The 14,217-nt window shown below is 73.0% G+C and carries 13 protein-coding genes; 4 read left to right on the plus strand and 9 right to left on the minus strand.

Going from position 1 to position 14,217, the window contains the following annotated elements; genetic code table 11:
- Nucleotides 1-24: 24 nt before the first annotated feature.
- The 5 genes from ACIA5F_RS12565 to ACIA5F_RS12585 all read right to left on the minus strand — a co-directional run bounded on the left by ACIA5F_RS12565 (nucleotide 25) and on the right by ACIA5F_RS12585 (nucleotide 4,251).
- The gene (locus tag ACIA5F_RS12565) at nucleotides 25-1,098 is read right to left on the minus strand and encodes an aspartate-semialdehyde dehydrogenase (RefSeq protein ID WP_399351852.1); all 1,074 of its coding nucleotides are present in this window, start codon (nucleotides 1,096-1,098) and stop codon (nucleotides 25-27) included.
- Nucleotides 1,095-2,369 (minus strand): aspartate kinase, encoded by a 1,275-nt coding sequence (locus ACIA5F_RS12570; RefSeq protein WP_399351850.1) that lies wholly within the window; start codon nucleotides 2,367-2,369, stop codon nucleotides 1,095-1,097. The genes ACIA5F_RS12565 and ACIA5F_RS12570 overlap by 4 nt, the downstream gene beginning before the upstream one ends.
- A gap of 147 nt (nucleotides 2,370-2,516) precedes the next feature.
- Nucleotides 2,517-3,164 (minus strand): DUF5063 domain-containing protein, encoded by a 648-nt coding sequence (locus ACIA5F_RS12575; RefSeq protein ID WP_399351848.1) that lies wholly within the window; start codon nucleotides 3,162-3,164, stop codon nucleotides 2,517-2,519.
- The gene (gene recR, locus ACIA5F_RS12580) at nucleotides 3,157-3,756 is read right to left on the minus strand and encodes a recombination mediator RecR (protein WP_399351846.1); all 600 of its coding nucleotides are present in this window, start codon (nucleotides 3,754-3,756) and stop codon (nucleotides 3,157-3,159) included. Before recR ends, ACIA5F_RS12575 begins: the two co-directional genes overlap by 8 nt.
- A 150-nt stretch (nucleotides 3,757-3,906) precedes the next feature.
- A complete protein-coding gene (locus ACIA5F_RS12585; protein WP_399351845.1) occupies nucleotides 3,907-4,251 on the minus strand; it encodes a YbaB/EbfC family nucleoid-associated protein in 345 nt (114 codons plus the stop codon).
- Between the two features lie 280 nt (nucleotides 4,252-4,531).
- Between ACIA5F_RS12585 and ACIA5F_RS12590 the strand changes: the two genes are divergently transcribed.
- A complete protein-coding gene (locus ACIA5F_RS12590; RefSeq protein WP_399351842.1) occupies nucleotides 4,532-5,299 on the plus strand; it encodes an SLATT domain-containing protein in 768 nt (255 codons plus the stop codon).
- A 115-nt stretch (nucleotides 5,300-5,414) separates the two neighbouring features.
- Here the strand turns inward: ACIA5F_RS12590 and ACIA5F_RS12595 are convergent, their stop codons facing one another.
- The 3 genes from ACIA5F_RS12595 to ACIA5F_RS12605 form a co-directional block, all read right to left on the minus strand.
- Nucleotides 5,415-6,065, minus strand: coding sequence for a hypothetical protein (locus ACIA5F_RS12595; RefSeq protein ID WP_399351840.1), 651 nt, complete (start codon nucleotides 6,063-6,065; stop codon nucleotides 5,415-5,417).
- A gap of 219 nt (nucleotides 6,066-6,284) precedes the next feature.
- Nucleotides 6,285-6,950 carry a GntR family transcriptional regulator gene (locus ACIA5F_RS12600; RefSeq protein WP_399351838.1) on the minus strand — a complete coding sequence of 222 codons (666 nt, stop codon included), beginning with the start codon at nucleotides 6,948-6,950 and terminating at the stop codon, nucleotides 6,285-6,287.
- A 206-nt stretch (nucleotides 6,951-7,156) separates the two neighbouring features.
- Nucleotides 7,157-8,569, minus strand: coding sequence for an aspartate aminotransferase family protein (locus ACIA5F_RS12605; protein ID WP_399351836.1), 1,413 nt, complete (start codon nucleotides 8,567-8,569; stop codon nucleotides 7,157-7,159).
- A gap of 293 nt (nucleotides 8,570-8,862) precedes the next feature.
- Between ACIA5F_RS12605 and ACIA5F_RS12610 the strand changes: the two genes are divergently transcribed.
- Together ACIA5F_RS12610 and ACIA5F_RS12615 are read left to right on the plus strand one after the other, a co-directional pair.
- A complete protein-coding gene (locus ACIA5F_RS12610; RefSeq protein ID WP_399351834.1) occupies nucleotides 8,863-9,543 on the plus strand; it encodes a response regulator transcription factor in 681 nt (226 codons plus the stop codon).
- Entirely contained in the window at nucleotides 9,540-10,982 is a 1,443-nt protein-coding gene (locus tag ACIA5F_RS12615) for a sensor histidine kinase (protein WP_399351832.1), read from the plus strand. The genes ACIA5F_RS12610 and ACIA5F_RS12615 overlap by 4 nt, the downstream gene beginning before the upstream one ends.
- Here ACIA5F_RS12615 and ACIA5F_RS12620 read toward each other — a convergent pair.
- A complete protein-coding gene (locus tag ACIA5F_RS12620; RefSeq protein ID WP_399351830.1) occupies nucleotides 10,945-11,478 on the minus strand; it encodes an SgcJ/EcaC family oxidoreductase in 534 nt (177 codons plus the stop codon). The genes ACIA5F_RS12615 and ACIA5F_RS12620 overlap by 38 nt on opposite strands.
- Before the next feature lie 487 nt (nucleotides 11,479-11,965).
- On the opposite strand from ACIA5F_RS12620, the gene ACIA5F_RS12625 reads away from it, so the two are divergent.
- Nucleotides 11,966-14,149 carry a protein kinase gene (locus ACIA5F_RS12625; protein WP_399351828.1) on the plus strand — a complete coding sequence of 728 codons (2,184 nt, stop codon included), beginning with the start codon at nucleotides 11,966-11,968 and terminating at the stop codon, nucleotides 14,147-14,149.
- Nucleotides 14,150-14,217: the final 68 nt, after the last annotated feature.

A 14,217-nucleotide genomic window follows, 5' to 3' on the forward strand; every position in this document is an offset into this window, starting at 1 on the left:
TCAGTACCGATCCTACAAAGCCGATTACGCGTATTCACCCGCGATCAGTTCCGCGATCTGGGCGGCGTTCAGGGCGGCGCCCTTGCGCAGGTTGTCGGCGCAGACGAAGAACTCCAGCGAGAACGGGTCGTCGAGCGAGGCCCGGACCCGCCCCACCCAGGCCGGGTCCGTCCCGGCCGCGTCCGCCGGGGTCGGGAACTCCCCCGCCTGCGGGTCGTCCACGAGCACCACGCCGGGGGCGGCCTCCAGGACCTCCCGGACGTGCGCCACGTCCACCACGGCCTCGAACCGGGCCCGTACCGTCAGCGAGTGCCCGGTCACCACCGGCACCTGGACGCAGGTCACCGCCACCGGGAGCCGCTCCAGGCCCAGTATCCGGCGGGTCTCGGCCCGCACGGCCAGCTCGTGCGAGGACCAGCCGTCCGCGCGCAGTTCGCCGGACCACGGCACGACGTTGAGGGCGAGCGGGGCCGCGAAGGGGCCGGTGTCCTCGCCCACGGCACGGCGTACGTCCCCGGGCTGTTCGCCCAGGGAGGTTCCGGCGACCACGGAGAGCTGGCGGCGCAGGGCCTCGGAACCGGCCCGTCCGGCGGCGCCGGCCGCCTGGTACGAGGAGACGGCCAGCTCGGTCAGCCCGTACGCGCGGTGCAGGGCGCCCACGGCGGCGATCATCGCGGCGGTCACGCAGTCCGGCCCGGCCACGATCCCGCGCGGCCGGTCCCGTACGGCATCGGCGTTGACCTCGGGGACCACCAGCGGCACACCGGGGTCCTCCCGGAAGGCGGCCGACCGGTCCACCACGACGGCGCCGCGCGCGGTGACGAGGGGCGCCCAGTGGGCCGAGACCTCGGCCGGGGTCAGGAAGATGGCCACGTCGCCCTCGCCGAGGCCGTCGAAGGCGTCCTCGGTGAGGGCGAGCACCTCGGTCTCCCGCGCGCGGACGGCCAGCACCCGGCCGGCCGAGCGCGCGGAGGCGATCAGGCGGATGGCGCCCCAGACGTCCGCCCGCTGGGACAGGATCTGGAGCAGGACCGAACCGACTGCCCCGGTCGCCCCGACCACGGCGAGCGCCGGGCCGGAGGACCGGTGCGCGGTCATCGTCCGGTGCCTCCGTAGACGACGGCCTCGTCGCTGTCGGAGTCGAGACCGAAGGCCGTGTGCACGGCGCGGACGGCCTCGTTGACGTCGTCCTGGCGGGTGACGACCGAGATGCGGATCTCGGAGGTCGAGATCAGTTCGATGTTGACCCCGGCGTCGGAGAGCGCCTGGAAGAAGGCGGCGGTGACGCCCGGGTTGGTCTTCATCCCCGCGCCGACCAGGGAGATCTTGCCGATCTGGTCGTCGTAGCGCAGGGACTCGAAGCCGATCTTGCCCTTCGCCTTCTCCAGGGCGTCGATGGCCTTGTGGCCCTCGGCCTTGGGGAGCGTGAAGGAGATGTCGGTGAGGCCCGTGGAGGCCGCCGAGACGTTCTGCACGATCATGTCGATGTTGATCTCGGCGTCCGCGATGGCGCGGAAGATCGCCGCGGCCTCACCCGGCTTGTCCGGGACACCGACGACCGTGATCTTGGCTTCGGAGACGTCGTGAGCGACTCCGGAGATGATGGCGTGCTCCACCTGCTCGTCCCCTTGCGGATTCTCGTTGCTGACCCAGGTGCCCGGCAGTCCCGAGAAGGACGAGCGGACGTGGATCGGGATGTTGTATCGGCGCGCGTACTCGACGCAGCGGTGCAGCAGCACCTTGGAACCGGAGGCGGCGAGCTCCAGCATGTCCTCGGAGGAGATCCAGTCGATCTTCCGGGCCTTCTTCACCACGCGCGGGTCGGCGGTGAAGACGCCGTCCACGTCGGTGTAGATCTCGCACACCTCGGCGTCCAGCGCCGCGGCGAGCGCGACGGCGGTGGTGTCCGAGCCGCCGCGGCCGAGGGTGGTGATGTCCTTGGAGTCCGCGGACACGCCCTGGAAACCGGCGACGATGGCGATGTTGCCCTCGTCCAGCGCGGTGCGGATACGGCCCGGCGTGACATCGATGATGCGCGCTTTGTTGTGGACCGAGTCGGTGATCACACCCGCCTGGCTGCCGGTGAACGACTGGGCCTCGTGGCCCAGGTTTTTGATCGCCATGGCCAGCAGGGCCATGGCGATCCGCTCTCCGGCGGTCAGCAGCATGTCGAATTCGCGTCCGGCAGGCATCGGGGACACCTGCTCGGCGAGATCGATCAGCTCGTCCGTCGTGTCGCCCATCGCGGAGACCACGACGACCACTTGGTGGCCGTTCTTCTTGGCATCCACGATCCGCTTGGCGACGCGCTTGATGCCTTCGGCATCGGCTACGGAGGAGCCTCCGTACTTCTGCACGACAAGGCCCACGTGCGCTCCTCGCTCAGTCCGTCTGAATTTGCTGGTGCAGTCTAACGAGCGGCCGCGATCCGACTGCTTCGTACCACATCATGAGACGAAATGATCAGCGCAGAAGTTCCCGCGCGGAGTGCCGGACGGCCCCGCGCGGACCGGTCCTCACCCGCGGCCCAGACCGCCCAGCTCCTCGGCCATCACCCGGCCGGCCTGCTCGGCGAGCTCGTCCTCGGTCAGGTCCTCGTCGGTGTCCAGCCCGTCCAGGGCCGCCAGCGGCTGGTCCAGTCGGACGTGGGCCACCAGTGACTGGAGGGCGCGCAGGGTCGCCGAGGCCGTCGGGCCCCAGTTGGTGAAGTACGAGAACTGCCACCACCACAGCGCCTCGGTGGTCCGGCCCGCCCGGTAGTGGGCCAGGCCGTGCCGCAGGTCGGCGACCACGTCGGCCACGTCGTCGGAGATCCGGTGCGCGACCGGGGCCTTGCGCGGCTCGTACGGGTCGAAGACCTCGGAGTAGACGTCGACCGGTTCCAGCATCAGGGCGAACCTCTCGCGCAGGTCGTCCACGTCCGGCTCCGGGCCGAGGTCGGGCTCGTAGCGCTCGTCGGGCAGGACGTCCTGGTAGGCGCCCAGCCTGCCGCCCGCGAGCAGCAGCTGGGAGACCTCCAGGAGGAGGAACGGCACCGCGCTGTCCGGGTCCTCGCCCTTGGCCACCTCGGTGACCGCGACGACGAAGGACTCGATCTGGTCCGCGATCTGGACGGCGAAGTCGTCCGGGTCCTGGTCCACGGCGTGCAGCGTTGCGTCAGACATCGAGTAGTCGCCTTCCTTCAAAGGCCCGCCCGAGCGTGACCTCGTCCGCGTACTCCAGATCTCCCCCGACGGGGAGCCCGCTGGCCAGGCGAGTGACCTTCAGGCCCATGGGCTTGATCATGCGGGCGAGGTAGGTGGCGGTCGCCTCGCCCTCCAGGTTCGGGTCGGTGGCGAGGATCAGCTCGGTCACCTCGCCGTCCGCGAGCCGTGTCAGCAGTTCGCGGATGCGCAGGTCGTCCGGGCCGACGCCCTCGATCGGGCTGATCGCGCCGCCGAGGACGTGGTACCTGCCCCGGAACTCCCGCGTCCGCTCGACCGCGACGACGTCCTTCGGCTCTTCGACCACACAGATGACCGTCAGATCACGGCGCGGGTCGCGGCAGATGCCGCACCGCTCCTCCTGGGCCACGTTCCCGCAGACCGCGCAGAACCGGACCTTGTCCTTGACCTCCAGCAGCGCGTGCGCGAGACGGCGGACGTCGGTGGGTTCGGCCTGGAGGATGTGGAAGGCGATCCGCTGCGCGCTCTTGGGCCCGACGCCGGGCAGTCTGCCCAGTTCGTCGATGAGGTCCTGGACCACGCCTTCGTACAACGGACTGCCTGCTTTCTGTGGGCGGAACTGCGGGTCGGGCCACGGGCCGGGACGCGGACCGGGACGCCGGTGCGTCTGCGGATGCGGACGCTTCCTGCGGCGGCGTCCTGCGGTGGCGTCCGCGCCCGCGTCGGTGCGGGCGGCCGGGGGCTAGAAGGGGAGGCCGGGGATGCCGCTGGAGCCGCCCAGGCCCTGGGCGAGGGGGCCCAGTTTCTGCTGCTGGAGCGCCTGGGCGTTGTCGTTGGCCGCCTGGACCGCCGCGACCACCAGGTCGGCGAGGGTCTCGGTGTCCTGCGGGTCCACCGCCTCCGGGTCGATCACCAGCGCGCGCAGCTCGCCGGAACCGGTCACGGTCGCCGTGACCAGACCGCCGCCCGCCTGGCCCCGGACCTCGGCCCGCGCCAGCTCTTCCTGGGCCGCGGCGAGGTCCTGCTGCATCTTCTGGGCCTGCTGGAGCAGCTGCTGCATGTTGGGCTGGCCACCACCGGAAATCACAGGAAACTCACTCCATCCCTCGGAACGCTTGGTCAATCCGAGCCTACGTGCTCCCCGCGCACCGCGCCCTACGCCGTGAGGACCAACTCTTTCGAGTGAGAGCCGGGGCATACGCCTACCTGATGGAGACCTCCCTGTACACGGGAATCCCGGGATTCGTCGCCCATCGCGGGTCATTCGAAGGTAGGAAGAGCGTGCGCACCATTGCGCACCACGCACCACGCACGAATCGCGCACACGCGCACCACCACACGTTCAGTGCAGGCAGAGGGAGTGCCGGGTGAGCCAGCCGGACATGCAGCCCGAGGGGCCACCCCGGGAGCCGCGGGATTCCCGCGATCCCCGGGAGGAGGGCGGCGGGGCGACGGCGGCGGGCGATCTGACCGGACGGCCGTTCCCCCTCGGGGACTGGGGCGAACCCGCCGAGCGGCTCGACGAGCTCTACCGGCGGGTCGAGGCCGACGCGCTGCGCACCGCCGCGTGGTACCTCTCCGACCGGGCGTGGAAGCGCCGGGGCGCGCGGGTCCTGCGGGCGGGGGCGGCGCTGGGCGCCGTCACGGGCGCCGCGATGCCGCTGGTGGAGCTGACGGGGTCGGTGCACGGCGCGGCGCTCTACGGGTACCTCGCGCTGCTGCTGGGGGCCGCGGCCCTGGCCTGCGACCGGTTCTTCGGGCTGACGTCCGGGTGGATGCGGGACGTGGCGACGGCGCAGGCGGTCCAGCGGAGACTGCAGACGCTCCAGTTCGACTGGGCCTCGGAGAACGTCCGGGAGGTGCTCGGGCCGACGGAGGGCACCGCCAGCGAGGCCGCCGAGCGGTGTCTGACCGTCCTGCGGCGCTTCTCCGAGGACATCACGGAGCTGGTGCGCGCGGAGACGGCGGACTGGATGGTGGAGTTCCGGGCCGGGCCCGTCCCGCTGCTGACGCAGTCCCCCACCACGAGCCCGGTGCGCGGCCCGGAGCCGGGCGGCCTGCCGGCCCGCTTCCCGCTGCCGCCGGGCACCCGGCCGAACATGCCCCGCCAGCGCCCGCCGGAACAGCCGCGCTGAACCCGGCGGCCGTCGTGGCGGCCGGGTCAGCGGCCGGGGCGGGACGGCACAGGCCGTACGGGCGGGGCGAGTGGTACGGGCGGGGCGGGCGGTACGGGCGCCCGGCCGGGCCCGCTCAGCTGAAGATGATCATCGAGCCCTGGCCGAGGCAGCGGGTCGCCGCCGCGTGCAGGCCGAGCCAGACGTGGCGTTCCCGGGCGAAGGGGCTCTCGTCGTACGGGATCGGTCCCGCCGGCTCCTCCGGTGACGTCGGCCGGCCGGGCGGCGCCGGGGCCGCGGGCGGGTTGCCCGGGTCGATGCCGATCGCGGGGGCCACGAAGACCAGTTCCCGCAGCAGCCCCTGCGCGGAACCGAGCGGTCCGCCCCCGGCCAGCAGCTCCTCGTTGGCCAGCGGGGCCGCGAAGTCCACCGGGACGTACGCCCCCGCGTGGTCGTAGTGCCAGACCAGGTGCGACTGCTGGGCCGTGGGCTCGAACATCTCCAGCAACTGCTCGTAGTCCCCGCCGAGTTCGTCCACCGGGGTCACCGGCAGCCCGCAGACCTGGAGCAGGTACGCCCGCCGCAGGAAGTGCAGGGCGTCGTAGTCGAAACCGGCGACCGGGGCGACGTCCCCGCTCAGGCCCGGCATGTAGGAGAAGACGGGCACGGACGGCAGTCCGGCCTCGCCCAGCGCCTTGTCGTACGAGGCGATCTCTTCCGCGAAGGGGTTGTCGGGGCTGTGGCACAGCACGTCGACAAGGGGTACCAGCCACAGGTCGCAGGCCACGTGGGCTCCGATCAGTCGTTGCCGCCGATCGGGCCAGCGTAGTGCGCCGGACACGCTCCGCGAAGAGGCCCTCGGCGACCGGTCCCCCCGGGCGCCGCGGGCACGGACGGGGCCCGGCGCCGCGACCGGGACGGACGGGGAGGCGCGGGCCGGGGACCGGGCGGGCGGTGACCGGGGCGTGACCAGGCGGTTCGGCGGGCCCTGCCCACGGGGCGGCCCTCAGAGCCGGGCGGACCAGTCCAGCACGTGCTGGTTGTAGCCCTGCACGATCCGCCGCACCTCGGCGGCGTCCGCCAGGGTCACCGCGTCCACCAGGGCGCTGTGCCCGTCCCACAGCGCCGCCCGCAGTGCGGGGTCGCGCTGGAGGTGGGGGACGGCGAAGACCCAGCACTGCACCCGGATGCGGTGCAGGAAGTCGGAGATGTAGGTGTTGCCGACCAGTCGGCTCAGCTCCCGCCAGAAGCGCAGGTCGTAGCCGATGAGCACTTCGAGCGAACCGCTGCGCGCGGCCCGCCGGGCCTCCTCGGCCCGGCGGCGTATCGACACCAGCATCTCCCCGGAGCCGGGGAGGGTGCCGCCCTCGGTGAGCCGGCGGAAGATCCCGTCCACGATCAGCGTGCGGGCCTCGACCATGCCCCGGAACTCGTCCACGGTGTAGGACCGGACGCGAAAGCCCCGGTGCTGGACCAGTTCGAGCAGCCCCTGCGCCGAGAGGTCCACCAGGGCCTCGCGGACCGGGGTCGCGGAGACCTCGTACTGTTCGGCGATCTGCTTGACGGTGAACTCGGTCCCCGGGGGCATGCGCCCCGCCAGCACCTCGTCGCGCAGCGCGTCCGCTATCTGCTGCCGGAGGGTGTTGCGGGTGACAGCGCCGCTGCCTGGCATAGGGGTCCGTCTCCTCTGTAGAACTCCGGACACCTTAGGCCAGGCGGCGAGGCCGAAATCGGGCGGTTGGTGGCCGGTATGCGGATTTACCGCTCGTTATCCGGACGCGGACCGGCCGTCTCCGTACGGGTACATCCGGCCGGAGTCGGCGGCCCGGCCGACGGACCGCCGCCGGGCCGCCGACCGGGGAATCCGGCCGTCCGCCGCTATCCGGCCGTCGTGTGGCGGTCGGCGACGGTCAGTGCCTCGTCCAGCAGGGCCAGGCCCTCCTTGGCCTCCGCCTCGGTGACCGTGCAGGGCGGCACGACGTGCGTCCGGTTCATGTTGACGAACGGCCACAGACCGGAGGACTTGCAGGCCGCCGCGAATTCGGCCATCGGCGCGTTGTCGGCGCCGGAGGCGTTGTAGGGGACGAGCGGCTCGCGCGTCCCCTTGTCCCGGACGAGTTCCAGCGCCCAGAACGTGCCCAGGCCCCGGACCTCCCCGACGGACGGGTGCCGTTCGGCGATCTCCGCGAGCCCCGGGCCGATCACCCGCTCCCCGATGCGGGCGGCGTTCTCGACGATGCCCTCCCGCGCCATGGCGTCGATCGTGGCGACGGCGGCGGCGCAGGCCAGGGGGTGGCCGGAGTAGGTCAGTCCGCCCGGGTAGGGGCGGGTGGCGAAGGTCTCCGCGACGGCGGCCGAGATGGCGACACCGCCGAGCGGGACGTAACCGCTGTTCACGCCCTTGGCGAAGGTGATCAGGTCGGGGGTGACGCCCCAGTGGTCGGCGGCGAACCACTTCCCGGTGCGGCCGAAGCCCGACATGACCTCGTCGAGGACGAAGACGATGCCGTACCGGTCGCACAGCTCGCGCACGCCCGCGAGGTAGCCCGGCGGCGGGGTCATGATCCCGGCGGTGCCCGGCACGGACTCCAGGATGATCGCCGCGATGGTCTGCGGCCCCTCGAAGGCGATGGTGTCGGCGAGGTGGGTGAGGGCGCGCGCGCACTCCTCGGCCTCGGTGGTGGCGTGGAAGGCGGAGCGGTAGAGGTACGGGCCCCAGAAGTGCACGACCCCGGCCGCGGCCGTGTCGGAGGGCCAGCGGCGCGGGTCGCCGGTCAGGTTGATCGCGGCGGCGGTGGCCCCGTGGTACGAGCGGTAGGCGGAGAGCACCTTGGACCGGCCGGTGTGCAGCCGGGCCATGCGGACGGCGTTCTCGACGGCCTCGGCACCGCCGTTGGTGAAGAAGATCTTGTCCAGGTCGCCGGGGGTCCGCTCGGCGATGAGGCGGGCCGCCTCGGAGCGGACGTCGACGGCGAAACCGGGGGCGAGGGTGCAGAGCCTGGCGGCCTGCTCCTGGACGGCCGCGACGACCTTGGGGTGCTGGTGGCCGATGTTGGTGTTCACGAGCTGGGAGGAGAAGTCGAGGTAGCGCCTGCCCTCGTAGTCCCAGAAGTACGAGCCCTCGGCCCCGGCGACGGCGAGCGGGTCGATCAGGGCCTGGGCGGACCAGGAGTGGAAGACGTGGGCCCGGTCCGCGGCCTTGACGGCCGCGCCCGCGACCGGGTCGGCGTACGAGGCCGCGGGCGGGACGGTGGCGGACGGGACGGCGGCGGGCGGGACGGAAGGGGCCACGGTTACGGGAGGGACCACGGTCACGGGAGGGGTGGCCGGAGGAACGACGAGAGGAGCGATGGGAGGAGCGGTGGGAGGGATCATGCCGTCACGCTAGAAGTGCGCAGGTGGGAAGCGGTATCGGCGGACTGTACGCGAGTGGGGGGCGGGTCTCGGCAATCTGTCTCGCGCCGGCGGCCGTGCGGTGCTCCCGGCCCCGGCGGCCTCCCGTCGAGGCCGGGAGCACCGTACGGTCCCGGACACCGGAACCGTTCCCGCCGCCATGTCCGACGACAGGACCTAGGGTTCCCCTCGTGCGCGTATTGCTGGTGGAAGACGATGAGCCCGTGGCCGAGTCGCTGCGGCGCGGGCTGCTGCGCTACGGGTTCGGCGTGGAGTGGGTGACCACGGGCGGCGCGGCGCTGGCCGTCACCGCGCCGTACGACCTGGTGCTGCTGGACCTCGGGCTGCCGGACACCGACGGGCTGGACGTGTGCCGGGCGCTGCGCAGGCGCGGCGACGTGCCGATCATCGTCATCAGTGCCCGCAGCGACGAGACGGACCGGGTCGTCGGCCTGGAGATCGGGGCGGACGACTACGTCTCCAAGCCGTTCGGGGTCCGCGAGGTGATAGCCCGGATCAGGGCGGTGATGCGCCGCGTCCAGCCCAAGGAGCAGCGGGCCGCGAGCGGGCCGGACCTGTACGGGGAGCGGCTGGCCGTGGACCGGAAGGCGGCCCGGGTGCGGGTGGACGGGGTGGAGGTGGCCCTCACCCCCAAGGAGTACGACCTGCTGGCGTTCCTGACCGAGGAGCCGGGCGCGCTGATGTCGCGCGAGCAGATCATGGAAGCGGTCTGGGACGCCAACTGGTTCGGGCCGACGAAGACGCTCGACGTGCACGTGGCGGCGCTGCGGCGCAAGCTCGCCGGTGCGGTGGTGATCGAGGCGGTGCGCGGCGTCGGCTTCCGTCTGGTGGTCGGCGGGGACACGCCGTGATCCGACGGCTGATCGTCAGTTACGTCCTGCTGGTCGGCGTGGCCCTGGCGGCGTTCACCGTGCCGGTGGCGTTCACGCTGACCGCGCAGTTGCGCGGGGACACCGAGGAGTCGGTGCGCCGGGAGGCGACCACCATGGCGCTGCTGCTCGGCGTCGGCGACGCACCCGCCCGGCAGGCGCTGGCCCGGATGGCGGGGGCGTACGCGGACGAGACCCCCGGGGCGGTGGAGGTGGTGGCCGCGGGCGGGGCGGCCGTGCCCCCGCTGCCGCGGCCCGCGCGGCCGGGCGACGCCGCGTTCACCAGGGCCCTGCGGGACGGGCGGTCCACGGCCGACTGGGGTTCCCGTTTCGTCTGGGGGCCGGAGCTGGTGGTGACCGTGCCCGCGTACGCGCAGGCCGACAAGGAACGGATCGTCGGCGCGGTGCGGATCAGGTACGCGACCACCGACCTCACCGACCGGCTCTGGCGGATCTGGGGATTCCGCGCCGTTCTCGCCGTCGGCGTGCTGGCGGTCGCCGCCGGGCTCGGCGCGATCGTGGCCCGGCTGCTGACCAAGCCGCTGCTCCAGCTCAACGACATGGCCAGCCGGTTCAGCGACGGCGACCTGACCGCCCGCTCCCCCGTCACCGGCCCGCAGGAGACGCAGACCCTGGCCCGGACGCTCAACCAGGGCGCCGAGCGGCTCGACACGCTGGTCGCCTCGCAGCGGATCTTCGTCGCGGACGCCTCGCACCAGTTGCGCACCCCGCTGACGGCGCTGCGGCTCTCCCTGGACAACATCGCGGACGGGGTGGACGACGAGTCCGTGCGCGAGGACGTGGAGCAGGCCACCGCCGAGGTGGTCCGGATGAGCCGGCTGGTCAGCGGCCTGCTGGTGCTGGCGCGGGCGGAGGCCAAGGTCTCCGCGCCCGAGCCGCTCGCCCTGCGCGAACTGGTCGAGGAGCGGCTGAGCGTCTGGCGGCCGGCCGCCGACGAGCGGGGGGTGACCATCGTCCTCGACTGCGACGTGGACGACCCGCTGCGCGTCCTGGCCGGCCCCGGCAATCTCGACCAGGTGCTGGACAACGTCCTGTCCAACGCCCTGGAGGTCTCCCCGGACCGGGGCGCGATCACGGTCCGGCTGGAGGCGGCCTCGGCGGACGAATCGGTGCTGGAGGTGTTCGACCAGGGGCCGGGCATGTCCGCCGCCGAGCAGTCCCGCGCGTTCGACCGGTTCTGGCGCGGCCAGGGCCTCACCGGCCGGTCCGGGTCGGGCCTCGGGCTCTCCATCGTCAAGCAGCTGGTGACGGACGACGGCGGCACCGTGGCCCTGCGCCGCGCGCCCGGCGGCGGGCTGGGCGTACGGATCGGTCTGCGGGCCGCCACCGGCCCGCGGACCGACACGCGGGTGGGACCGTGGATCAGCCCGCGGCCGGGAGCACCGAGGAGTGGTGGTTGACGATCAGCCACTTGCCGCCGCGCTTCTCGTACGAGTAGGAGTAACGGGCCTCGAGCGGCTTGGTCACGCCGGTGATCGGGTCGGTGAGGTAGAAGCGGTACAGGCCCGCGTCGATCGCCGAGTCGCTGTCCAGGATGTTGATGACCGTGCGGATCTTCTCGCCGCGCGGCTTCTTCAGGAGGAAGTGCTGGAAGTAGTCGACGATCTCGGCCTCGTTGGTACGGATCTGCGGCGAGGCGGTGGGGAGCAGCACCGCGTCGTGGGCGTACCGGTCGGCGACCCTCTCGGCGTCACCGGTCTGGAGGGCGCTGTTCCACTGGTCGAAGAGGCCGGCGATCTCCCGCTCGACCTTGACGCGCTTGTCGTGCTTGCTGCGCTGGTCGCGCTGGTCGCCCGCCTGGGCGACGCCGACGCCGACGGTGACGGTGCCGACGACCGCGACGGTGACGGCGGTCGCGACGGTGGCCAGGGTGGATATCTTTCGCTGACGCCTCATCAGAACTCCTGTTTCAGTTGGGTGTTCGAATGCTCCTCACTCTCGCGTCCGCCGGGTTAACGCCCGTACAGCGCACGCCCAGCGCACGGACAAGGACTTGTGAAAATCCACGCGGGCGCGCGCCGGAGCGCTCGACCGGTGTGCGGGGGCCGGGGTGAGGCCGGGGGGCGGGACGGGTCCGGGGGCCGGGGGGCGCGCGCCGGTCCGCCGGACGGGCGTGGCATATGCGGTGGGGATGGTACACACGTAGGGGATGTCCACCCGATACCCGGGATGAGTACGGTGTGTTCCGCCCGGAACCCGCCGTGCGCGGGACCCGCCGCCCGCGTACGCCGGGCCCGCACGCCCGGGCCCGGCGCGCAAGACCCGGTGGCGGGCCACCCTCGGGTCGGCAACCGGACGCGCGGGCGAAACCGTCCTCCCGGGCGGAGTCCGCCGCACTATTCTCAGGCCGTTCTACAGCCCCAGGGGGAGGGACAACCCGGCCATGGAACCACTGCATCCGCGGGACCCGCACCGCATCGGCCCGTACCGCCTCCTGTCCCGTCTCGGCTCCGGCTCCGGCTCCGGCTCCACGGGTCAGGCGTACCTCGCCCGCTCCGACCGGGGCCGCACCGTCGCCGTGAAACTGGTCCGCCGGAGCCTCGCCGCCCGCGAGGAGTTCCGTGCCCGCTTAGGCCGGGACATCGCCGCCGCCCGCCGCGTCGGCGGCGAATGGACCGTCCCGTTCCTCGACGCCGACACCGAGGCCGAGGCCCTCTGGCTCGCCACCGGGTACGTCGCCGGGCCCAGCGTCCACGAGGTCGTGGCCCACGGGTTCGGCCCGCTGCCCGGCCGTTCCGTACGGGTCCTCGCCGCAGGTCTCGCGTACGCGCTCCAGGACCTCCACGGCGCGGGCCTCGTCCACCACGGCCTGAAGTCCTCGAACGTCCTGCTCACCCTCCACGGCCCCCGCGTCCTCGACTTCGGCATCGCCCGTGCGCTGGCGGACCCCGCCGGGGACCGCCCGGAGCGGGCGGGCGGAGCCGGAGCACCCGGCCGGGACGGGGAGGGCGGCGCCACCGGTACGTCCCGAACAGACGTGCCCCGAACAGACATGTCCCGGCTCGACGCGTCCAGGCTCGACGTGTCCCGAACAGACATGTCCCGGCCCGGTGGACGCACGCATCCGGAACGTGGCGGCGCGCCGACCGGACCCGGCCGGGCCGGCATGTCCGGCGCCCCGGACCGCACCGGCACGCCGACCGGCGCGAGCGGCTTCATCGCCCCCGAACAGGTCCGCGGTGAGGCGGTGACCGGCGCCTGCGACGTCTTCCGGCTCGGCGTCGTCCTGTCCTACGCGGTCACCGGGCGGCTGCCCTTCGGCGACCCGGGGCAGCCGGGAGGCAGCGCGGCGCTCCTGCGCCGCGTCACCGAAGCGGAACCGTCGCTGGACGACGTACCGGCCGACCTGCGCGCACTCGTCCGGGACTGCCTGCGCAAGGAACCCGCCACGCGGCCCGGACCCGACGAGATCCTGGCCCGGGTCGGCGCGAACACGGCCAGGGCCACGGGGACGGGAGCGGGTCCGGTGGCGGGGCGCGCGGGCGGCGGAGGAGGTCCGGGGGGCGGCGAGGGCCCGGCCGCGGGCGCCGCAGACGCCGGGAGGGCTGTGGAACCGTGGCTTCCGATGCTGCTGGTGGCCCAGATCGGGCGGCACACCGTACAGCTGCTGGACCGTGAGGACGCCGGTCCGGACCGCGTCCCGGCTCCGGGCCGGAGCGGAAACGGAAACGGAAACGGAAGTCGGACCGGAGACAGGGGCGAGGGCGGGGGCGGAATCCGGAGCCGTGGGGGGATCGGTGGGGGGAGTGGGAGCGGTGGCGGGAGTGGGGACCGGCTTCCGGGCACGGCCCGGGGCGCGTCCGTACCGGCGCACTCCCCCTACCCGGAGTACGCGCCCCTGGAGGAGGAACCTCCGCAGCGGGCCCGCACCGCGTCCACGGCCTTCCTCCTCGTGGTGGCCGTGGTCGTCGCCATCGCGGCGGGCGGCTCGGTGTACGCGGTGATGAGCGGGAAGGGCCACCCCCTCCCCCCGGGCAAGAGCCCCCGCACCCCCAACACCGCACCGGCCACGACCACGGGCAGCGACGACCGAGGCGACGCGGGAAGGACCAGGTCCACCACGGGTCCGGGGGCGGGGAACGGGTCCGGCACCGGGAAACGGGGCAAGGACACTCCGGGGGCGGGAGACGGCCCGGAGGCGGGTGTGAGTTCCGGTACCGGTACCGGGGCCCGGAACGGAACGGGGAACCAGACCGGAAACGGAACCGGAACCGGAGGTGAAAGCGGAACCGCCGGAAGGCTGCCCCAGGCGTACGTCGGCACCTGGCGGGCCACCGCGGGCGCCCAGGTCTGGCAGCTCGTCCTCACCCCGGGCGCGGTCGGGGACCAGGTGATGTCCCTGAGCGTCCACGACCCCGGCTTCGCCTGCACCTGGAAGGCCCCGCTCCACACCGCTGCCGAACCGGTCGAACTCGGCGCCTCGACCGTGACCTCCACCATCACCTCCGGCACCCCGCACGCCTGCGCTCCGGGCGCCCGGAGCCTGCTGCGCCTGCTCCCCGACGGCACGCTCCAGCGCGAACTGACGGGCGCCTCCCACCCCTCGCTCAGCTACCACAGGCAGTGACTCGCACTCAATTGTGTCGAAGTCAATAAGCCTGCAAGCAGAGCTTGTTACGTACAACACCGTCATCG

Origin of the sequence: Streptomyces sp. NPDC051567 (genome assembly GCF_044454165.1) — a bacterium.
Lineage (GTDB): Bacteria > Actinomycetota > Actinomycetes > Streptomycetales > Streptomycetaceae > Streptomyces.